Below are 21,668 nucleotides of genomic sequence, written 5' to 3' on the forward strand. Positions count from 1 at the left end.
GACGTATACAGATAACGGAGACGGCACAGTAACCTTCACACCAGAACCAACCTTTACAGGTGTAGCAACACCAATCGATTATACGGTTCAGGATAATGATGGAAACGATTCAAACATAGCTACCATTACAGTAACGGTTGCAGCTTGTCCATTCCCAACCGATAGTGATGGCGATGGTTTAACAGATTGTGAGGAGACTACAGGCGTTGATGATCCATCAACACCAGCAGACCCAATGGGTAACACGAGTGATCCAAACAATCCATGTGATCCGTTTACAGATGCAGGCGGTTGTACACCAATAGCAGTAGATGATATAGCGAGTACGACACCAGATACACCAGTAACATTCCCTATTACAGGAAATGATACAGATCCAAACGGTACAATAGATGTAACGACAGTAGACTTAGATCCTGCAACACCAGGACAACAGGATGCCTTTACAGTACCAGGAGAAGGTACGTATACAGATAACGGAGACGGAACAGTAACCTTTACACCAGAACCAACCTTTACAGGTGTAGCAACACCAATTGACTATACGGTTCAGGATAATGATGGTAACGATTCGAATATAGCAACTATAACAGTAACCGTTCAATCTATTCCAATTGCAGAGGATGATGAGAGCTTAGATAACACTATCAATACAGCTGTAACTGTAAATGTACCATTAGATAATGGTAATGGACCAGATACAGATGCAGACGGGACAATTAATCCTGCTACAGTAAGTATTACTACAACAGGAGCAACAGATATGACTGGCGATGGTTATAATGACACATTAGTTGTACCAGGCGAAGGAACATGGATTGTAGATGGAACAGGAAACATTACGTTTACACCAGAACCAGGCTTTACAGGAGATCCAACACCAATTACTTATACAATAGAAGATAATGATGGTAATGTATCTAACGAAGCGACGGTAACAATAACTTATACTTCTAACCCAATAGCAGAAGACGACGTTAGTTTAGACAATCCAATTGGAACTGCCGTGACAGTAATTGTTACTGCAGACAATGGTAATGGTCCAGATAACGATATCGATGGTGTTGTTGTAGCAAGTACAGTGTCTATAACTACAACAGGAGCAACAGATAGTGATGGTGACGGTTATAACGACACGTTAGTTGTACCAGGTGAAGGTACATGGACGTTAGACGACAGTGGAAACTTAACGTTTACACCAGAGGCTGGTTTTATTGGTAACCCAACACCAATTACTTATACTATAGAAGATAATGAAGGGAACGTTTCTAACGAAGCTACAGTAACAATTACTTATGGTGATGTAGACTCAGATGGTGACGGAGTTTTAGATAGTGTAGAGGTAACTAACGGTACAGACCCTGCAGACCCTTGTGATTATAACCCAGCAGATGTTACAGAAGTTCAAATGGAACCTTACTTATCTTTAGATTGTGATGGAGATGGTGTAACAAATGAAGACGAATTAGATGATGGTACAGACCCATTAGATAATTGTAGTTTCTTTACAGATAGCGTTACGCTTCCACAGTCATTAGAATTCTTTAATGGAGACTGTGATAATGATAACGTACCAAACGGTATAGAATTCCCATTAGGAGATACCGATGGAGATGGTATGCCGAACTGGATGGATACAGATGATGATAATGATGGTGTAGACACTATAAATGAAGACTATACAGATGTTGATGTTACGGATGGAGAAGTTGATCCAACAGGAAATGCAGATCCTACAGATAACGATACAGATGGAGATGGTATTCCAGATTACTTAGATGTTGATGATGATGGTGATGGTATTTTAACTACAAATGAAAACCCTGATCCTAATGACGATGGAATTGGATTTGGAGGAGATGCTGTTGACAGTAACGGAAACGGTCTTCCAGATTACTTAGAAGTTAATAATGCGGCACAATCTGAAGATGATTTAGAAATCTTTAATGCTGTAACACCAAATGGTGATGGAGATAACGATGTGTTTGTAATTAGAAACATAGAGTTATTCCCAAATAATACTGTTGAGATTTATAACAGATGGGGAGTTAAAGTTTACTCTACAACTGGATATGGACAAAATGGAAAATACTTTACAGGTAGATCTAACGGTAGAGTTACTATCCAAGAAGACGAATTGTTACCAGTAGGTACCTACTTCTATATTCTTAACTATAATAATGGAACAGAAGATAAGAGTAGAGCAGGTTACTTATACCTTCAACGCTAATTAAATCAATAAAGGAGGCAGAGTTGTTCTGCCTCCAAAATTAAATTATACCTTTTATAATGAAAAATAGAATATTAATTTTAGTAATCCTTTTCAGTTCTATCTTTGCTTTAGAAAGTACTGCACAACAGGACGCTCAGTATACACAGTATATGTACAACACAATGAGTATCAATCCTGCATATGCTGGCTCTCGGGAAGTTATTAGTATGTTAGGTTTGTATAGAACACAATGGGTTGGTTTAGATGGAGCACCAGACACGCAAACTTTTAATATACATTCACCAGTTGGAGAAAACAGGAAAGTTGGTTTAGGGTTATCTATTATAAACGATAACATAGGGCCAACACACGAAACCTATTTCGATATTGATTTTTCATACACTGTCAATACATCAGAAGAAGGACGATTATCGTTTGGAGTTAAAGGAGGAGGCCATTTGTTAGATGTGGCATATTCTGAATTAAGTCCATATAACAATGGCGATCAATTATTACAGTCAGATATTGAAAATAAATTTTCACCTAATGTAGGAGCTGGTATTTACTATAGAAAAGGAGAAAGATGGTATGTAGGTTTATCTGCACCAAATTTATTAGAAACCAAACATTTTGATGAATCTTCCTTATCTGTAGCTAAAGAAAGAATAAACCTTTACCTTATTGGTGGTTATGTTTTTGATGTTAATGCAGACTTAAAATTAAAACCTGCAGTATTATTTAAAGGTGTGCAAGGAGCGCCATTACAGGCAGATTTAACAGTAAACGCATTGCTTAAAGAAAAATTAACATTAGGACTTGCTTACCGATGGAGTGCAGCTGTAAGTGCCTTAGTAGGTTACCAATTATCAGACAGGTTAATGTTAGGTCTGGCGTACGATAGAGAAACTACAGATTTAGGAAAGACTCAATTTGAACAAGGTTCTTTTGAAGTTTTTCTACGTTTCGAGATTTTCGAAAACCAGAAAATTTTATCACCAAGATTCTTCTAATTTTAGAAATAAGTAATTATGAAAAATAGAATATACGTAATAATAGCATTACTAACTTTAAGCTTTAATTTCGGCTTTTCTCAAAAAGACGGAAAAGTTAATGCTACTGTAGATAAAGAATATAATAATTTAAAGTACAAAGAGGCTATTCGAGATCTGTCTAAATTAGTTAAAGACGGTAATAATAGTCCAGATGTTTTAGCAAAGTTAGCCAACGCCTATTATTTTAATGTTGAAATGGAAGAAGCGGCTAAATGGTATGGCGAATTATTGGCTCAAGATGCTGCAATAGATTTCGAGTATTATTATAGGTATGCGCAAGCACTTAAGGCTACAGGTAAATATGAAGATGCTAACAAATATTTAAAAAAGTTTGCGGTATTAAAACCTAACGATTCGAGATCAAAAAAGTTTTTAGAGTCACCAGATTACTTAACCACAATTGATAAGTTATCAGGAAACTTTACTATAGAGAATCTGGATATGAATTCTCGTTTTTCAGATTTTGGAACTTCCTTTTATAAGGATGGGATTGTTTTTGCCTCCTCAAGAGGAGAAGGAAGACTTTACAAATGGAACGAGCAACCATTCTTAGATTTGTTTTATGTAAAAGACGATGCAGATAAACCCGTTAGACTTTCAGAAAACATAAACACAAAATTTCACGAATCCTCTACTTCTTTTACCAACGATGGTAAAACAATGTATTTTACCCGTAATAATTATTTCAACGGAAAAAAGAGAAAGAGTAGTGATAAAGTAGTAGGCTTAAAAATTTATAAAGCAACCCTTAGTGATGCTGGGCAGTGGACAAATATAACACCTATGCCGTTTAATAACGACGAGTATAATGTAGCCCATCCAGCTTTAAGTTTAGATAATACAAAACTTTATTTTGCATCAGATATGCCTGGAACAAGAGGTAAATCAGATTTGTTTGTTGTCGATATTTTAGCAGATGGTGGCTATGGAGAACCTCAAAATTTAGGAGATGTTATTAATACCGAAGGTCGTGAAAACTTCCCTTACGTAAGTAATAATGGTACACTTTACTTCTCATCAGACGGTCATCAAGGGCTTGGAGGTTTAGATATTTTCTACGCTAATTTAGAAGGAAGTATTAAAAAAGTACAAAACATAGGAAAGCCAATTAACAGCTCCCGAGATGATTTTGAGTTTATTATAGACGAATTTACCAATGTAGGATATTTAACTTCCAACCGATATAACGGTAAAGGAGATGACGATATCTACAGATTTCAAAGAGCCATTTGTAACCAGTTAATATCTGGTACAGTTGTAGATAAAAACACTAATCAAGTAATTCCAGAAGCTACTGTAATAGTTTATAATTCAGAAAATAAAGAGGTTTATCGCTTTACTTCAGATCAAAATGGAGCCTTTGGATATAATTCAGATTGTAAAAAAGGAACATACAAAGCCGTAGCCAGCAAAGAGGGATATGAGCCGGAAGAACTTACTTACGAAATTGATCCAGAGATAAAGTTAGATTTAGCCTTAAAGCTTAATTTAACGCCAGAAAAAGCAGAGGTAGCCGCTGTAGGAACAGATTTATTTGTACTGTTGGATTTAAATCCTATTTATTTTGATTTCGATAAGTCTTTTATTCGCCCAGATGCTCAGGTTGAGCTTCAAAAGGTAATTAATTACTTAAACGAATATCCTTCAGTTAGTATTGATGTTCAATCTCATACCGATTCGAGAGGACGTGATGCTTATAACGAAGCGCTATCGCAACGAAGAAATAAGTCGACCAAAAACTGGATAATAAACAAAGGAGGCATCTCTAAAAGCCGTATTTCGGGAAGAGGGTATGGAGAAACACAATTAGTTAACCGTTGCTCTAATGGTGTTAAATGTACCGAAGAAGAGCACCAGCAAAATAGACGTAGTATGTTTATTGTAACTAAAAATTAGAAAGCTACAATTAATTTAATATTTAAAGTGCTCTTTTTTAAGAGCACTTTTTTTATGGGCTAAGACTATATTAAAATAAACTTAAAAGGATTTAATTATAGATGCTATTTCGTAAATTTGTTTTCCTCAATAAATAAAATGGCAGAAGAAGAAGTAATTTTAGTAAACAAAAACGATGAACAAATAGGCTTAATGCCTAAAATGGAAGCACACGAAAAAGGAGTATTACATCGCGCATTCTCTGTTTTTGTATTCAATAAGGATAATGAATTAATGCTCCAACAACGTGCATTATCTAAGTACCATTCTCCGGGATTATGGACCAATACCTGCTGCAGTCACCAACGCGAAGGAGAAAGCAACTTAGAGGCAGGAAAACGTCGCTTACAAGAGGAAATGGGCTTTGTTACTAACTTAGAAGAAAAAACTTCTTTTATCTATAAAGCACCTTTTGATAATGGCTTAACAGAGCACGAATTAGATCACATTATGGTTGGGTATTACAATAGTTTGCCAGAAATAAATAGAGAAGAGGTTGAAGCATGGAAATGGATGTCTTTAGAGGCCGTTAAAACAGATATTAATAAACAGCCAGAACTGTACACTGCCTGGTTTAAAATTATCTTCGATAAGTTTTATAATTTTATAAATATTGTAGATGAGAGTAACCGTTAGTAGAAAAGCACATTTTAACGCCGCACACAGGCTCTACAGAAAAGACTGGAGTGATGCGAAAAATGATGCCGTTTTTGGAAAATGCAATAACCCAAATTACCATGGTCATAATTACGAACTAATTGCCAGTGTAACTGGAGAAATTGATAGGGAAACGGGTTTTGTGATAGATATAAAAACATTGAAAACGATAATTAAAACTGAAGTTGAAGACGCTTTCGATCATAAAAATCTGAACTTAGAAGTTAAAGAATTTGCAACCCTTAATCCTACGGCAGAAAATATTGCTGTAATTATTCATAAAAAGATAAAAGCAAAGTTAGCATCACATTTAGATTTAGAAGTTACGTTATTCGAAACGCCTCGTAATTTTGTAAGTTATTCCGGATAGTATGTCGAAAACAGAATTTTACCCACTTAAATTTAAACCTATTTTAAAAGAAAAAATTTGGGGAGGAAAAAAGCTAAAAACAATTTTAAATAAAGAAACGCCGCTCGAAAACATTGGCGAAAGTTGGGAGGTAAGCGACGTTGAAGGAGACACCTCTATTGTGGCCAATGGTAAATATAAAAATCAATCCCTAAGACAATTACTTAAAGAATATACATCTCAATTAATAGGAACTAAAAATTATAAAATTTTTGGTGATAAATTTCCACTGTTAATAAAGTTTATAGACGCAAGAGAAGATTTGTCAATTCAACTACATCCAAATGATGAATTAGCAGCAAAACGTCATAATTCCTTTGGAAAAACTGAGATGTGGTATGTCATGCAAGCCGATGAGGATGCTAATTTAATTGTTGGATTTAATCAAAAAATAGATTCCAAAACCTATCTCAAACACTTGGAAAACAAATCGCTCACAGAAATATTAAACTTCGATAAAGTAAAAAATAGTGACACTTATTTTATAGATGTTGGTCGTGTTCATGCTATTGGAGCAGGAGTTATGCTTGCAGAGATACAGCAAACCAGTGATATCACCTATAGGGTCTACGATTGGGATAGAGTAGATAGCGAAGGTAACGCACGCGAATTGCATAATGATTTAGCAATTGATGCTATTAATTTTAATATGCAAGACAATTTTAGAATTAGCTATTCTAAAACTAAAAACAAGACCAATAGAATGGTAAAATGCCCTTATTTTACAACCAATTTTTTACCAATTAATGATGATACAATAGAAAAGAAAAATACATTAGATTCTTTTATTATTTATTTATGTGTTGATGGAGAAGCAACCGTTACTACATCTGGTGGTTCTGAAACTATAAAAAGAGGAGAAACCATATTATTACCAGCAGCAATAAAATCTTTTACAATAGCTGCAAACCAAGCCGAACTATTAGAAGTTTATGTATAAACTTTTTCCGATTTTTAATTTAAAGACCTATGTAGTTTCAGCCTTATCTGTCTTTAAAACAGTTCGTAACTTTCAATCCAATATTCCAAATTAATTCTTTACTTTTGCGCCATAAATAAATTTAAATATTATGGCAAATAAAAGAGACCTAAAAAAAGACATTAATTATGTTTTAGGTGACATTATTGAAGCAGTTTACGTTTGGGAATATACAAATACAGCTAAAGACACTAAAAAAAGTCAAGCGATTATTGACGATGCAATAGAGGTTTTCGACGATTTAATAGCTAAAGTTAATGCTAAAAATGTAGAAAACAATAAGGCGCATTATAAGTCAATTAACGCAGAATTAGAAACTAAAGGTCGCGAATTAATAGACAGAATAAATAAACTGTAAAAAAATTAGAAAAAAGTTTGCAGATATGGTTTACAAAATTATATTTGCACTCGTTTCGCCGATGTAGCTCAGCTGGCTAGAGCAGCTGATTTGTAATCAGCAGGTCGTGGGTTCGAGTCCCTCCATCGGCTCTTATAAAGTCCTCAATCATTGATATGATTGAGGGTTTTTTATTATAATTTTCGGAGAAGATGGGCAAAGTCTATATTGTAATGCTTGTATGCATAAGATCTTTTGATGTATTTATATTATAAAAAAAGCACCCATTAACAAACTTGTTAATGGGTGCTTTTTTTAATGATAAACTTAAACTATTTTACTTCATCAGTTTTAATTTTATCTACAAATTGCTGTAATTCTTTTCCGTAGTTAGAGTTTTTTACTCGAGTTGTCAACGAATCGTTTACCATGCTTAACAATTTAATATTTGCATCATATAATTCGGTTAAAGCTAAATAGGGAGCAACTTCACTATCTTTATTGTTAATAGCAAAATTTACAGTATATAAATACTTTCGCTTTTCAAGGTTCTTAAAAGTCTTTTCCGTTTGGTTAATTAAAGTGGTGTCATTAGCTTTTATCGCCTCGAAGTTCTCTTTTAATAATTCAAGGTTTTTATTATTGAATTTTGAAGACATGCTTAAATATTCTTCTAATGTTTCTTGTTGCTTAGAGCCTTTTATTTTAGCGTCGTAGTTAAAACGTTTTAAAGTTGTGTTAATTTCGGTAATACCTTTATCTGCAAAGAAAGTAATTCTGTTATCGTCGTTATTGTATTTATCTAAGTATAAATAAAAAACTTCCGGACTTTCAAGGTCAGCCTGTAATTCGAAATTAGAATTTCCGTTAATAACTAATGAGTCCACAGTTATTAAAACGGTGTCTTGAGCCTTTTTTAAGTATAAAGTGCCTTTTTTCAACCCTTTAACATCTCCCTTAACAATTAATTTATCTGAAGAGTTTCCGCAGGAAAACAGAAAACATAAACTAATTAGTATAAATATTTTTTGCATAAGTTTTATTCTATGTTTTTAATGGCGCAAATATGCTACAAAATTTAATTATATGCTAACCTGCAGCAGCTAATTGCATTAAAACAGTACAGCCAATTGCGGCAATAGTTCCTACTGCATAACCAAAGACTGCTAATAACACACCAACTGTTGCCAGAGAAGGGTGAAAGGCCGAAGCTACAATGGGAGCAGAGGCAGCACCACCAACATTAGCTTGACTACCTACTGCTAAAAAGAAGTAAGGTGCTTTAATTAGTTTAGCCATAACAATTAGAAGTAATGCGTGAATAGACATCCAGACAACACCAACAGCAATTAATCCTACATTGTCGAAAATAAGTGTTAAGTCCATTTTCATACCAATTGATGCAACCAGAATATAAATAAATACACTTCCGTATTTACTGGCTCCAGCACCTTCATAGTTTTTTGCTTTTGTAAAAGATAATAATATGGCAATTAAGGTTGCAATACTGATCATCCAGAAGAATTTAGAGCCTAAAAAAGTAAAGATGTTTTTTGTGGTTGGTGATTCAATACCAGCAACAATACGTTCAAAGAACGGAGCAAGAAAATCGGCAACAAGATGTGCAACACTTACAGTGCCAAAGGCAATAGCTGCAATAATCATTAAATCGGTTAAGGATGGATTGCGTTTTACTTTTTCTGAGAATGTAGAGACTTTAACTTTTAAAGCCTCAATAGATGAAGTGTCTGCTTTTAACCATTTGTTTATACGATCTCTTTTGCCAATACCTATAAGTAAAATTGCCATCCATACGTTTGCAACGACTATATCGACAAATACCATTCCGCCATAAAGTTTTTGGTTATAACCATAAATTTCTAACATGGCAGTTTGATTTGCACCACCACCAATCCAACTTCCGGCTAGTGTCGATAATCCTCTCCATACTGCATCTGGGCCAGCACCTCCTACAGTTTCTGGGGATACCATAGAGATTAAAAGAATAGCAATTGGACCACCAATAACAATACCTATGGTACCAGTAAAAAACATAATTAAAGCTTTCCAGCCTAAATTAAACACGCCTTTTAAATCAATACTTAAAGTCATTAATACCAACGCGGCAGGTAATAAATAGCGACTGGCAACATAATAGAGGTTAGATTTACCTGTAACAACTTCACCACTTTCCTTTATTGTTTCCCATTCTGGTGCAATAAGACCTATTGTTGTAAACAACGCAGGAATCATATAAGCCATAAATAAACCGGGTACAATTTTATAAAACTTTGGCCAAAAGCCAGTTTCTATAGATTCGGTATAAAAAATAAAACCTAAAGCTAACATTAATAGTCCAAAGACTATAGTATCGTTAGTAAACAGAGGAGTAGTATCCATAATTTTAATTGATTAGTTTCCGCAAAATACCAAATTAAAACAGGATAAAAAAAAGAACCAATTAAAGTTTGGCACGCAAATTGAATATTGCTTAAAGAGATTGCTTACAGTGACTATTTTAAAGTGTGGTTACTTTAAATTAAGAGTAAGTAGTTATCATATTTTTGGTTGGTTAGAAAGAAAAGGCGCTTTTTTAAAGCGCCTTTTCTATGTTTAGAAATTAACTCTTTATTATAAAACCTAAAAATGAGTTTGGCACGCTAATTGAATAACATATTTCGAATAGCTACAGTGATTATTTTAGAGTGTGGTTACTTTAAATTAAGAGTAGTTATTTATCATATTTTTGGTTGGTTAGTATGAAAAAGCGTCTTTTAGAGACGCTTTTTCTATTTATGTTAAATAATGTGAAATATATCTTAAAAAGAGCTGCTTAAAATACTATAAACGGGTTTTGGCACGTTAATTGAAATATATAAAGTGAAATTACTACAGCGACTATTTTAGAGTGTGGTTACTTTAAATTAAGAGTGGTAATTATCATATTTTTGGTTGGTTAGTATGAAAAAGCGTCCTTTTGGGCGCTTTTTCTATTTATAAAAAAACTCATCGAAGATGAGTTTTTTATTTATTGTAGAGGTATTGAACCTATTAATTTATAAACGCCACTATCGCATCAAAAAGTTCTGGTGCCAATGTTCTTGAGGCTTCGTTATATGATTTAGAGTTTTCTAAATCTCCACCTTCTATTGGTACCAATACATGATTCATTTTATCAATAATTTTTAATGTTGCGTTTGGCGCTGCCTCATAAAGTAAATTGGCTTCTGCTTCTGAAACCTGTAAATCTTTAGTGCCATTAATAATTAATATTGGCATGTCTAATTTTTTTATCTCTGTTTGCGGATTATAAGACATCCAATTAGCAATAAATGGCTGCACATCTAAATTAAAAATTGAAGCCAAAGCAGGAGGAAACTCTGTTGTGGTTTTACCATCTTCCAACACTTTAAAAATACGTTTAGTATCGTCTAAAAACATAGGAGCCGTTTTTTCCACCTGTTCAATTATTACATTGTCTATAGATTGCCCTGCACCAGCTAGAGAAATAAAACCATCTGCTGTGTCTTTTGCGGCAAGAATACCAACAAGACTCCCTTGGCTGTGTCCTGCCACGTATATTTTATTATAGTTTCCAGTTTTTTTAAAATAAGAAATGACATTTTTTGCATCTGTTACAAAATCATCGAACATAATATTTTTGTCAACATTACCTTTTCGTATTTGTTTAACGATACGCTTGTCGTAACGAAACGTTGCAATATTTTTAGCTGTAAGACCTTCGGCAAGTTTTTTAAGCGAATTGCCTTTTAAAAAATTTTGATTTCCATCGCGATCTGTAGGGCCTGATCCAGCAATTATAATCACTAAATTTGGTTTTGTTATGTTATTTGGAAGCAGTAATGTGCCATCTATTAATTTATTAATAGCAATATCTTGGGCTGTATAGTTTTTTTCTTGAGCGAAAACGAAATGGCCAGCAAAAAGAAAAATTATTAAAAACTTAATTTTCATGATCTAATATTTTTATAAATGTAATACAAAATAAGTGCCATTTCACGCTTTTAAAAACAAATTTATATCTCTAATTTTATAAATATGATACTTTTTAAAATATACAAAAGTTGTTTTTAATCGATTTTTTAATCTATTTAATCGATGAATGTTAAAATTTTGTGTATTTCGTCGAAATTCGAAGCTTTTAAACATCCAAAAAGAAAAATCTACCATACATTTGAAATGTACTACAAGACATACTTTTAGTTCAATGGATTAATTAATTAATATTTGCATCGCTTTAGTTGATATAGTAACCCTAAATCTAACCTAAGACATACAAATTGCAAATACAGAAAACCAAAGTTGAGGGACTTTGGTTTTTTTGTGCCTTATAATTAACAAATAACGCGAAAGGTTAAATTAATTCTTGGTTTCACTTCTTTTTTAGTCTTTGCAATTTGATGCAGCCAATATTCTTGTGTCTTACCTTGCATGATTAATAAACTTCCGTTTTCTAATAATATTTTCTGCTTCAAAGCTTTATCTTTTTTATGTTTTAAATAAAAGTACCTGGCAGCACCAAACGTAACCGAAGCGATTACAGGATGTTTGCCTAATTCTTTTTCATTATCTGCATGCCAACCATTGCTGTCGTTGCCATCACGATATAAATTGGCCAAACAGGTTGTAAAAATAACATTGGTTTTTGTCTCCACTTTTTCTTTTATTTTTAAAAGCGAAGCTGTAAATGCTTCAGGATACATAGTAATATTAGAATAGCTGTAAGGCTTGTTATTATTAGCAAACAAAGCTGTTAATCGTGGTTGTGCATATGTTTTTCCATAGATGGTAATATCATCCTGTTGCCAATTGGTTTCATGTAAAATACTATTGAAAAATGTTTCAGCTTCTGTAGTAGAAAAGAAATTAGGAAAATAAGTAATGTCTGCATCAGGTAAATTCAGTTTTATTTCTTCAGAAGGAAACATGATTTGTTATTTAAAATTGAAGATACCAAAATGCCCAATACATGAGCCCAAACTGCAATGGAATACGTAATATTAATATCCATTTTGGAATTCCAGCTGCTGCTTTTTTACCACTTAACATGTAAAAATGTACCAATAAAAAAACAACTAACATCGCAATAATCCCATAAATGGAAGCATTTTTAAATAGAGGAATACATAAGCCAATACCTAATACTATTTCTACAAAGCCGCTAAGTTTAACCAATAATTTATGATTTGGCAAGTAGCGTGGCATTATACGTAAATACGCTTTAGGTTTAATAAAATGCATAAGGCCTGCAAAAATGTAAATTGCAGCCATGAGATAAAGATGCCAAGGAAATACCATAGATAAATAAATATTTCTCTAAATTAGCGTATAAATTTCATTTATATGCGTCATGTACTGCCCTTTTTGCTAACATTATTTTCTTTGCTGTCTTTTGCGCAGTTACCTGAAGGTTTTGTGTATGCTAAATCAGAAATACCTGCTATTAAAGTTGAATTGCGGTATTGTAGTGAAAATAATTTTGTTGGAGAAATAATTGATGGTTACAACGCAGAAGTTGCTATTATGACCAAACAAACTGCCGAAGCTTTAAAAAAAGTACAAGCAGAATTGGCTAAAGAAAACTTATCTATTAAAATCTATGATGCCTACAGACCACAGCGTGCAGTTAACCATTTCGTACGTTGGGCTAAAGTAGAAAACGATACGTTGATGAAACAGCAATTCTATCCTCGTGTGGATAAAAAAAATCTCTTTAAAGCTGGCTATATTGCCTCAAAATCGAGACATAGCAGTGGCAGCACTCTAGATGTTACTATTGTTAATTTAGAAACTGGTGAAGAGCTGGATATGGGATCGCCTTACGACTTTTTTGGTAGCGAATCCTGGGTAAAAAACAGCAATTTAAATAAGCAGCAACGCAAAAACAGAAAACGTTTACAAAAAGTAATGCTCGATAATGGGTTTAGAAATTACGCGCAGGAATGGTGGCATTTTACATTACGTGGCGAACCATATAGAAATCAGTACTTTGATTTTTTGGTGGAGTAAATTAAACTGGTTTATTTCTCGATCTCAGATAAAAAATAGGGTAACCCCAATTGTTATTTATTTACGCAAATTTTTTAAACGTTCCAACAATGTAGGATGCGAGTAATGCATAAAAACATAAGCTGGATGTGGTGTTAAATTACTTAAACTGTTTTTAGAGAGTTTCTTTAGCGACGTAATTAATGGTTCGGCTTTATAAGTGGTTTTGGCGTAGTTGTCTGCCTGGTATTCAAATTTTCTTGAAAACCAATTCATAATTAAACCTGTAAGCGTCGAGATTGGCGTGTAGAGTACACCAAACGCAATTAAGCCAATATGAAAGCTTGGCTCAGCAACACCTAAAGCTTGCGACAATAAAGGGTTAGAAATTAACAACGATAAAATATACAGCGTAAAGCCAGCAAGTAAGACAGAAGTTAGTAAATTAAAAACAATATGCTTTTTCTTATAATGCCCAACTTCATGGGCTAAAACGGCAACTATTTCGTCTTCTTCTAAATCGTTTATTAAGGTGTCATAAAGTGTTACACGTTTCTCGCTACCAAAACCAGAAAAGTAGGCGTTGGCTTTGGTACTACGTTTAGAACCATCGATAACAAAAATTTTATCTAAATTAAACCCAACTGTTTGAGCATAATTAGAAATAGCATCTCGTAAACTACCAGCTTCTAAAGCTGTTTGTTTATTAAATATTGGTACGATGAGGCGTGAGTAAAAGAGATTCATAAACATAGTAAAGACAGCGATTAATACCCATGCGTATAACCAAAACTGCTCTCCTGCAACTTGGTAAAACCAAGTTAACAGCGCCAGAATACCACCTCCAACAATAATACCCATAAACCATCCTTTAATTTTATCTATAATAAATAGCTTTTTTGTGGTCTTATTAAACCCAAACTTTTCTTCAATAACAAAGGTTTTGTAATAAGAAAAAGGTGTAGTAACAATATCACTACCAAGCATAATTATTCCGAAGAAAATAAGGGTAATTAATATCTCGTTATCGGTTATTTGTCTTGCTATAGCATCGATATATGCAAAGCCATCTAAAAAGAAAAACCCTAAAGTTAGAACCAACGAAAAAGCCGAAGTTATTAAAGCAAACCTATAGTTTGTTTTCTTGTAGTTTTGAGATTTTTTATATTCCTCTTTGTCGTAAACATCGCTTAATGGCTGTGGAATGGCATCATTAAAGTGCTTGGCATTTAATGCATTTAAAATTTTATCAATAATAAAACTGATAATTATTATTGCAATTAGAATATAGAATAGTGTGGTGGATGTCATATTATTTTTAATTGTAGAATTGACTACAGTTTGAAGGTTTTTACTTAAAATTACGTTGTCTTTTCGCTTCAAAAATTAAGATGCCTGCAGCTACCGAAACATTCATTGAATCTATAACACCTTGCATAGGAATAGAGATATTTTGCGTTGCTGCTTGTCTCCAAGCTTCACTCAATCCTGTGGCTTCTGTGCCAACTATTATAGCGGTTGGTTTGGTGTAATCTTGTTTATGATAGTCTTGAGACTCTTGAAGAATTGCCGTGTAAATATTAATGTTTCTTGATTTTAGAAAAGTAATGATTGTCTCGGTTGATTCTTTTGCAATCTGGTTTGTAAATAAGCAACCAACACTGGAGCGTATAATATTAGGGTTATACAAATCGGTTTTAGGATTCGCAATAATCACGGCATCTACATTGGCAGCATCTGCAGTACGCAAAAGCGCACCAATATTGCCTGGTTTTTCGGGAGCTTCGGCGACTAAAATAAGTGGGTTTTTAGTGTTGAATTTTAAATCTTCAATGCTGTTTTTTTTGCTTTCGGCAATGGCAATAATACCTTCAGTGGTTTCACGATAGGCTATTTTTTGATAGACTTCTTTACTAATTTCAATAATTTCGGCTTGACCAATGGTTAGTTGTTTTAAGTTTACAGCAGAAAATAATTCCGCATAAAATAAAACACGTTTTAAAGTGTAGTTGCCTTTTATTGCCAATTCAATTTCACGACTACCTTCAATTATAAATAAACCAGACTTTTTCCGTTCGCGGGACTTTTCTTTTAGCAAAACAAGTTGTTTTACTAATGCATTTTGAGTGCTGTTTATTTGTTTAGTAATCATTTAAATAAATAAGTTTTATATTTATACTTGAAACAAATTTACGCTAAATACCTTGTTGCATAATAAAAATAATCATCATTTTAACGTAACTATTTTTGTTATTTCAAATCTTTAGTATACAACTACAAATAATGATACTTCCATTAAATAAGGTAGGAATAATTATATTTTAGTTGTTATAATATTATAGATCAACAAACTAAACTAACCACCACCATTATGAAAAAACAGCTACTATTCTTTTTTGCAATTTTATTTTCAGTTTACAATTTTGCCCAAGGAATTAACCAGCCATCGCCATTTGAAGTTTGTGATGATGCTACGCAAGATGGTATAGAGTCATTCGATTTAACCATTAAAAATGCAGAGATTTTAGGGACTTTAAATCCAAATAACCACACAGTACTGTATTATTTAACTCAAATGGATGCCGATACTAATACAAATCCATTACCAAATATCTATACCAATATTTCTAATCCGCAAACCATTTTTGTAAGGGTTGAGGAACTAAGCACTGGGAATGCTAATACCACAACTTTAGATTTAGTGGTTAATCAAGCAGCAATTGCAAATATTCCTGCAGACCTTGAAGTTTGTGATGATGATGGCGATGGTTTCGCAACTTTTGATTTGGATATTAATAATCAACAAATTTTAGGCAATCAAGACCCTAATAGTTTTTATGTGTTGCACTATTTATCCCAAGCTGATGCAGATGCAGGAACAAATGCGTTAACCAGCCCTTTTACAAATTTTAGCAATCCACAAACCATTTATGCCACGGTAACCGATTACACTGGTAACTGTGTTTCTAATGTTGTTACGTATAATTTATTGGTTAACACGTTGAACATAAATACTCAATCTTATGACATGGTTGCTTGTGATGTTAGTTACGGTCAAGGCATTGCTATATTTGACTTAACTGTATATGAAGGTCAAATCACTAATGGTGATGCTAATTTAACAGTTTCATATTTTGAAAATTTAAACGATGCCAACAATAATGTCAACCCAATTACAAACCCAACTTTTTTTGAAAACATCAACTCACCGTATTTTCAAACTATCTATTTAAGAGTGGACAATGCTAATAGTGGTTGCTTTTATGTTAGTTCTAATACTGTAATTTTTTTAAATGTAAGTGAATTTCAAATTACGCAACCATCACCACTTATCGCTCCAGATCCAGATAACGATGGTTTTACTTCTTTTGACTTAACTTTAAAAGATGATGAAGTAACTGCAGGCAATACAGGCTACTCCGTAAGCTATCATGAAACGATTACAGATGCTTTAAATAATGTTAATGCTTTACAATCAACATATAATAACATCGTCCAGAATACGCAAACAATTTTTGTTCGTTCAGAAAATAATGTAAACGGCTGTTTTGATGTTGTCCAATTACAGCTTATAACAGACTACACACCCTTTCCTGTTAATCCAGCAACTTTAGAAGCCTGCGATGGTAGTGCAACTGGAGCTGTAACTTTCGATTTAACACAGGCAAATCCAGACATACTTAGTAATGTTACAGCAAGTGAATATACTATTGCTTACTACGAAGTTTATGATGATGCATTAACGCAAACAAATGCTATCTCCAACACCACAACTTATATTAGCAATCCTAATCTACCAACTATCTATGCAGGTGTAACAGAGACTGCCACAGGAGATTACGTCATAACCACCATTAGTTTGGTTATCAATCCACAACCTATTGTTATTTTCGATGCACTATACACAATATGTTCTGGCGATACTTTAGATTTAGCTCCTTTTACAACGCCACAACAAAATACTGTTTACCAATGGAGTACAGGTGAAACCACGCCTTCAATATCTGTTATGCAGGCTGGAAATTATAGCGTTACTATAACAAATACCATTACAGGTTGTAGCAATACAGGTTCTACAACTGTTGAGGTTGGTTTTTATCCGGTAATTGGCACTGCAAATAATTTAAGCTCTTGTAACCCTAATCAGGTTTACGATTTAACCACAACTATTCCAGAAATATTGGTCAATCTCGATCCTAACACACATAATGTTACTTTTTATGAGAGTGCATCAGATGCTGCTAATGGTATTAATGCTATTCAAAATGCTTCAAGTTACAGTCCGCAAAACAATAATCAAACAATAACAGTTTCTGTTAGTGCTGTAAATAATACTTGTTCTTCTTTATCGTTTTTCGATATTATTACAGGAAGCTGTCCGGTTACAGTAGTATGTGGTCAGCCAGTAACCAATATATTTTGCTACGATAATAACGAAACTACACAATATACTTACACAAGTAGTGATGGTAGTCCATTACAACTTGTGATTAACGGAGGACAAGTAGAAAATAATTATGATGAGTTGATTGTTTTAGATAGTGATGGTACAAATCTTAATGGTACACCATACGGAAACTCTGGAGATGTTACAAACTTAGCCTTTGTTTCTTCAGGAGATACTATTACAATTTATGTAGATTCAGACGGAAGTATCAGTTGCCAAAACGGTAATTATACTTCTATTGCTTATGTGGTAAGTTGTTTAGATACTACAGCGATTCCTAATTGCGACGCTGTTTTAACGACACCTCAGGATTTAGCCGTAGATGTTAACGAAAACACAGACTTAGCCTGGACATTAGCTTCGGGTTATGTAACAGGTTATACTATTACAATAGGTACAACCTCTGGCGGAAATGATGTTTTAGACATGGTAGATGCTGGTAATATTTCAACCTTCGATGTCGGCACATTAAATTATAGCACACAATATTTTGTGTCTATCACACCTTACAACCCTAATGGAAATGCAACAGGCTGTACCGAAACAAGCTTTACAACCAGAGCAGACCCAAATGTTATTTTAGATTGTGCTTCTGGACAACCGGTAAACACAAGCTTTTGCTACGATAATAATGAAACCCAACAGTATAATTTTTCAAGTAATGATGGTTCATCTCTGTACATTGTTTTTAACTCTGGGATGACAGAAAATGATTTCGACGAGTTAATTGTTTTAGACAGCGATGGTACAAATCTAAATACAGATAATCCTTACGGTCTTAATGCAGATGGAGACTTAGCAGGATTAACTTTTACAACAACTGGCCCAACAGTAACAATTTATATAGAGTCTGATGGCTCTGTTATTGGCTGTACAAATAATCCTATAGATTTTGATGTGTTTTGCGCAAGTAACTTTGGCTTTATACAAGTTAATGCCTTTTTAGATGACAATAACGATGGTATATTTAATGGTACAGACACGCCGTTTACAAACGGATTTTTTACTTACGAAGTAAATGACGATGGCAGTGTAAATACTGTAAATTCTAACACTGGTAGCTTCACCATTGTAAACGATGTAGAAGCAAATAGTTACGATATTACTTTCCAAATAGGAGCAGATTATCAAAATTGTTTCAGTATTCCTACAGCGTTGTTCGAAAATGTAACCGTTGCCAATGGCAACACCATAACTATAGATTTTCCACTTACACAACAAATGCCATGCGAAGATCTTGCGGTTTATTTAATTCCTTTTAGTTCACCAAGACCAGGATTTAATTATTGGAACGATTTAGTAATAGAGAATCTAGGCTCTACAACCATTACTTCTGGTACAGTTACTTTTATTCACGATCCACTTGTAGATTATGTGGGCGCAACACCTTTAGGCAGTGGCTTAATTGTTACGCCAACAGCGACAGGAGCTTCAGTAGATTTTACTAATCTTTTACCAGGAGAGTCAAGAGTGGTTTGGTTTCAATTATATACACCTCCAACGGTTAATTTAGGAGAATTTGTAACCAGTTCTGCGGTATACACCACTACCGCAAATGATATTGGTTTAGATAATAATGTTTCTGTAATAACTCAAGAAGTTATTGGTTCTTACGATCCAAACGATATTACAGAATCGCATGGTCCTGAAATTGTTTACGACGATTTTGTGACAACAGACGAATATCTATATTACACTATTAGATTTCAAAATGTAGGAACAGCTGAAGCTATAAAAGTACGCATAGAAAACACGGTAAATAGTTTATTAGATATAGGTACAATAGAGTTTATAAGAGCGACGCACGATGTGGTAATGCTTCAAAATGGAAACCAGTTAACATGGACATTCGATAATATTAATTTGCCAGCACAATCGCAAGACGATTATGGCAGCAATGGTTATGTGTACTTTAGAATTAAACCAGCAGCAGGTTATGCTATTGGAACCCTTATACCAAATACAGCCGAAATTTATTTCGACTTTAATGCACCAGTTATTACAAACACTTTCGAGACAGAATTTATCGAGCAAAGTTTATCTGTAGAAGAATTTAATAGCAACGATTTTGCTATCTATCCTAATCCAGCATCAAACATTGTAAATATTAAATTAAAAACTGCTTTAAACGGAAATGCCTCTGTAGAACTTATTGATGTTCAAGGTAAAATAGTGATGCAAAATGTTATTGATGAAATACTTCAGCTTAATGTGAAAAACTTAGAAGCAGGATTATATTTTGTAAAACTGAAGCAAAACAACAAACAGACTATTAAGAAATTAATTATAGAATAAGAATTATAAAGTTAAGTTAAAAAGCTTCAGTTAATACTGAAGCTTTTTTTGTAAATATTAACTTTGTCTTCCGACAAACAGGAAAACAAAATCAATATAACCAATGAAAAATTACATTACTGCAACTGCCTTGTTGCTTGTTGTTATGGCATGCAAGCAAGACAAAACAACTAAAACTGTTGAAACTACAGATTATAAAAACGAAGTTTTAGACGTAACCACTTCAGTTTATCCAGAAAACCTTACTAAGGTATTTAATGCTCATGGAGGCATAGATAAATGGAAAACTATGAAATCGCTTTCTTTTACTATGGATAAACCAGACGGTAAAGAAGTAACATTAACAAACTTAGACAATAGAGAAGCTTTAATAGACAACCCTAAAGCTACTATTGGTTTTGATGGAGATAAAGCCTGGTTTGTTAATAAAACAGATGGAAAATACGAAGGGTACCAACCTAAATATTATTATAACCTTATGTTTTACTTTTATGCAATGCCTTTTATACTATCAGACGATGGTATTAACTACGCAGAAGCAGAGCCTTTGGTTTTCGAGGGTGTAACGTATCCTGGAATTCAAGTAACGTACAATGCTGGAGTTGGCGAAACACCAGAAGACCGCTACGTATTGTATTATAACCCAGAAACGTACAAAATGGAATGGTTAGGTTACACCGTCTCTTTTGTGCCTGGAATTGATAAAAAAGAATTGCATTTTAGAAAGTATGGAGAGTGGCAAGATGTAAATGGGTTGTTATTACCAAAAACTATTACAGGTTATGGTTATAAAGACGATAAACCAACCGAAGCTAAAGCAACAACTAATTTTAGCGATATTAAATTATCTGCTTCTGCTATAGATGCTAAAGATTTTGCAAAGCCGGAAAACGGAGAGTTTGTAGAATAAATTAGGTTAAATGAAATTAAAAAGTGAGTTTACAGTTGATTGTTCTCAACAACTAAGACTCACTTTTTCTCTTTATATAATGCTGAAAAATGCGTTTCCTGTGGGTTGAAAAAATTTCCAGTAAACATAATATTTTCCAATTCTAAGTTTAAAGTAGAGACAGCGCTTATATTCGAAAAGTCATAGGTTTTATTAATGTTTTTAGTTAAAGTCACGAAATTACGTCTGTTTATTTTATCTGAATTCGATAGGATAGCAGATACCGTTTTAATATTATTTGAAACAGCGTTTAAATTGTACTTACTTACATAAGAGCTATCCAAGTTAATAGTCGATAAAAATAGAGGCTGCGTTTTATTTGGTACTTCTTTTTCTTGTGAAAACCCTATAAACCCAATGGATAAAAAGAAAAGTAAAATTTTCATA

The 21,668-nt window shown here is 33.5% G+C and carries 18 protein-coding genes and 1 tRNA gene; 11 read left to right on the forward strand and 8 right to left on the reverse strand.

Annotation, left to right across the window (positions count from 1 at the left end):
* From ACVC43_RS03210 to ACVC43_RS03245, 8 genes are all read left to right on the forward strand, one after another.
* Positions 1–2,230, forward strand: a 2,230-nt coding sequence (locus tag ACVC43_RS03210; protein ID WP_452223127.1) for a tandem-95 repeat protein, incomplete at its 5' end; no start/stop codon positions are given.
* Between the two features lie 59 nt (positions 2,231–2,289).
* Positions 2,290–3,222 carry a PorP/SprF family type IX secretion system membrane protein gene (locus ACVC43_RS03215; protein WP_452223128.1) on the forward strand — a complete coding sequence of 311 codons (933 nt, stop codon included), beginning with the start codon at positions 2,290–2,292 and terminating at the stop codon, positions 3,220–3,222.
* 18 nt (positions 3,223–3,240) lie between these two features.
* Positions 3,241–5,160: an OmpA family protein gene (locus ACVC43_RS03220; RefSeq protein WP_452223129.1), complete on the forward strand. Its 1,920-nt coding sequence runs from the start codon at positions 3,241–3,243 to the stop codon at positions 5,158–5,160.
* Positions 5,161–5,298: 138 nt separating this feature from the next.
* On the forward strand, positions 5,299–5,835 hold the full coding sequence (idi, locus tag ACVC43_RS03225; RefSeq protein ID WP_452223130.1) for an isopentenyl-diphosphate Delta-isomerase: 537 nt from the start codon (positions 5,299–5,301) through the stop codon (positions 5,833–5,835).
* A complete protein-coding gene (locus tag ACVC43_RS03230; RefSeq protein WP_452223131.1) occupies positions 5,819–6,226 on the forward strand; it encodes a 6-pyruvoyl trahydropterin synthase family protein in 408 nt (135 codons plus the stop codon). Before idi ends, ACVC43_RS03230 begins: the two co-directional genes overlap by 17 nt.
* Before the next feature lies 1 nt (position 6,227).
* A complete protein-coding gene (locus ACVC43_RS03235; protein ID WP_452223132.1) occupies positions 6,228–7,205 on the forward strand; it encodes a type I phosphomannose isomerase catalytic subunit in 978 nt (325 codons plus the stop codon).
* A 130-nt stretch (positions 7,206–7,335) separates the two neighbouring features.
* Positions 7,336–7,602 carry a hypothetical protein gene (locus ACVC43_RS03240; RefSeq protein WP_452223133.1) on the forward strand — a complete coding sequence of 89 codons (267 nt, stop codon included), beginning with the start codon at positions 7,336–7,338 and terminating at the stop codon, positions 7,600–7,602.
* 57 nt (positions 7,603–7,659) lie between these two features.
* Positions 7,660–7,733, forward strand: a tRNA-Thr gene (locus ACVC43_RS03245).
* A gap of 180 nt (positions 7,734–7,913) precedes the next feature.
* On the opposite strand, the gene ACVC43_RS03250 is transcribed toward ACVC43_RS03245, so the two are convergent.
* The 5 genes from ACVC43_RS03250 to ACVC43_RS03270 form a co-directional block, all read right to left on the reverse strand.
* A complete protein-coding gene (locus ACVC43_RS03250) occupies positions 7,914–8,615 on the reverse strand; it encodes a DUF4369 domain-containing protein (RefSeq protein ID WP_452223134.1) in 702 nt (233 codons plus the stop codon).
* 55 nt (positions 8,616–8,670) lie between these two features.
* A complete protein-coding gene (locus ACVC43_RS03255; RefSeq protein WP_452223135.1) occupies positions 8,671–9,981 on the reverse strand; it encodes a DUF819 family protein in 1,311 nt (436 codons plus the stop codon).
* A 651-nt stretch (positions 9,982–10,632) separates the two neighbouring features.
* Complete coding sequence (locus ACVC43_RS03260) at positions 10,633–11,556, reverse strand: alpha/beta hydrolase (protein WP_452223136.1); 924 nt, start codon at positions 11,554–11,556, stop codon at positions 10,633–10,635.
* Positions 11,557–11,936: 380 nt separating this feature from the next.
* Positions 11,937–12,530, reverse strand: a complete 594-nt coding sequence (locus ACVC43_RS03265; protein WP_452223137.1) for an alpha-ketoglutarate-dependent dioxygenase AlkB family protein — start codon at positions 12,528–12,530, stop codon at positions 11,937–11,939.
* Positions 12,531–12,540: 10 nt separating this feature from the next.
* Positions 12,541–12,900 (reverse strand): DoxX family protein, encoded by a 360-nt coding sequence (locus ACVC43_RS03270; protein WP_452223138.1) that lies wholly within the window; start codon positions 12,898–12,900, stop codon positions 12,541–12,543.
* Between the two features lie 45 nt (positions 12,901–12,945).
* Here ACVC43_RS03270 and ACVC43_RS03275 point away from each other — a divergent pair, with 45 nt between their 5' ends.
* A complete protein-coding gene (locus ACVC43_RS03275) occupies positions 12,946–13,611 on the forward strand; it encodes a M15 family metallopeptidase (protein ID WP_452223139.1) in 666 nt (221 codons plus the stop codon).
* A 57-nt stretch (positions 13,612–13,668) separates the two neighbouring features.
* Here ACVC43_RS03275 and ACVC43_RS03280 read toward each other — a convergent pair whose 3' ends face one another.
* Positions 13,669–14,901: a M48 family metallopeptidase gene (locus ACVC43_RS03280; RefSeq protein WP_452223242.1), complete on the reverse strand. Its 1,233-nt coding sequence runs from the start codon at positions 14,899–14,901 to the stop codon at positions 13,669–13,671.
* 40 nt (positions 14,902–14,941) lie between these two features.
* On the reverse strand, positions 14,942–15,742 hold the full coding sequence (locus ACVC43_RS03285) for a TrmH family RNA methyltransferase (RefSeq protein WP_452223140.1): 801 nt from the start codon (positions 15,740–15,742) through the stop codon (positions 14,942–14,944).
* 219 nt (positions 15,743–15,961) lie between these two features.
* Between ACVC43_RS03285 and ACVC43_RS03290 the strand changes: the two genes are divergently transcribed.
* Both ACVC43_RS03290 and ACVC43_RS03295 read left to right on the forward strand, forming a co-directional pair.
* Positions 15,962–20,332 (forward strand): T9SS type A sorting domain-containing protein, encoded by a 4,371-nt coding sequence (locus ACVC43_RS03290; RefSeq protein ID WP_452223141.1) that lies wholly within the window; start codon positions 15,962–15,964, stop codon positions 20,330–20,332.
* Positions 20,333–20,435: 103 nt separating this feature from the next.
* Positions 20,436–21,242, forward strand: a complete 807-nt coding sequence (locus tag ACVC43_RS03295; protein WP_452223142.1) for a DUF6503 family protein — start codon at positions 20,436–20,438, stop codon at positions 21,240–21,242.
* A gap of 59 nt (positions 21,243–21,301) precedes the next feature.
* Here the strand turns inward: ACVC43_RS03295 and ACVC43_RS03300 are convergent, their stop codons facing one another.
* Positions 21,302–21,667: a hypothetical protein gene (locus ACVC43_RS03300; RefSeq protein ID WP_452223143.1), complete on the reverse strand. Its 366-nt coding sequence runs from the start codon at positions 21,665–21,667 to the stop codon at positions 21,302–21,304.
* Position 21,668: the final 1 nt, after the last annotated feature.

Source organism: Lacinutrix chionoecetis, assembly GCF_053604665.1.

What these genes read in the sequence shown, in the direction of transcription:
- ACVC43_RS03300 (WP_452223143.1), bottom strand. Translation starts at nt 21,667, where the DNA reads ATGAAAATTTTACTTTTCTTTTTATCCATTGGGTTTATAGGGTTTTCA.
- ACVC43_RS03230 (WP_452223131.1), top strand. Translation starts at nt 5,819, where the DNA reads ATGAGAGTAACCGTTAGTAGAAAAGCACATTTTAACGCCGCACACAGG.
- ACVC43_RS03255 (WP_452223135.1), bottom strand. Translation starts at nt 9,981, where the DNA reads ATGGATACTACTCCTCTGTTTACTAACGATACTATAGTCTTTGGACTA.
- ACVC43_RS03260 (WP_452223136.1), bottom strand. Translation starts at nt 11,556, where the DNA reads ATGAAAATTAAGTTTTTAATAATTTTTCTTTTTGCTGGCCATTTCGTT.
- ACVC43_RS03265 (WP_452223137.1), bottom strand. Translation starts at nt 12,530, where the DNA reads ATGTTTCCTTCTGAAGAAATAAAACTGAATTTACCTGATGCAGACATT.
- ACVC43_RS03240 (WP_452223133.1), top strand. Translation starts at nt 7,336, where the DNA reads ATGGCAAATAAAAGAGACCTAAAAAAAGACATTAATTATGTTTTAGGT.
- ACVC43_RS03295 (WP_452223142.1), top strand. Translation starts at nt 20,436, where the DNA reads ATGAAAAATTACATTACTGCAACTGCCTTGTTGCTTGTTGTTATGGCA.
- ACVC43_RS03220 (WP_452223129.1), top strand. Translation starts at nt 3,241, where the DNA reads ATGAAAAATAGAATATACGTAATAATAGCATTACTAACTTTAAGCTTT.
- ACVC43_RS03285 (WP_452223140.1), bottom strand. Translation starts at nt 15,742, where the DNA reads ATGATTACTAAACAAATAAACAGCACTCAAAATGCATTAGTAAAACAA.
- ACVC43_RS03275 (WP_452223139.1), top strand. Translation starts at nt 12,946, where the DNA reads ATGCGTCATGTACTGCCCTTTTTGCTAACATTATTTTCTTTGCTGTCT.
- ACVC43_RS03290 (WP_452223141.1), top strand. Translation starts at nt 15,962, where the DNA reads ATGAAAAAACAGCTACTATTCTTTTTTGCAATTTTATTTTCAGTTTAC.
- ACVC43_RS03250 (WP_452223134.1), bottom strand. Translation starts at nt 8,615, where the DNA reads ATGCAAAAAATATTTATACTAATTAGTTTATGTTTTCTGTTTTCCTGC.
- ACVC43_RS03215 (WP_452223128.1), top strand. Translation starts at nt 2,290, where the DNA reads ATGAAAAATAGAATATTAATTTTAGTAATCCTTTTCAGTTCTATCTTT.
- ACVC43_RS03235 (WP_452223132.1), top strand. Translation starts at nt 6,228, where the DNA reads ATGTCGAAAACAGAATTTTACCCACTTAAATTTAAACCTATTTTAAAA.
- ACVC43_RS03270 (WP_452223138.1), bottom strand. Translation starts at nt 12,900, where the DNA reads ATGGTATTTCCTTGGCATCTTTATCTCATGGCTGCAATTTACATTTTT.
- idi (WP_452223130.1), top strand. Translation starts at nt 5,299, where the DNA reads ATGGCAGAAGAAGAAGTAATTTTAGTAAACAAAAACGATGAACAAATA.
- ACVC43_RS03280 (WP_452223242.1), bottom strand. Translation starts at nt 14,901, where the DNA reads ATGACATCCACCACACTATTCTATATTCTAATTGCAATAATAATTATC.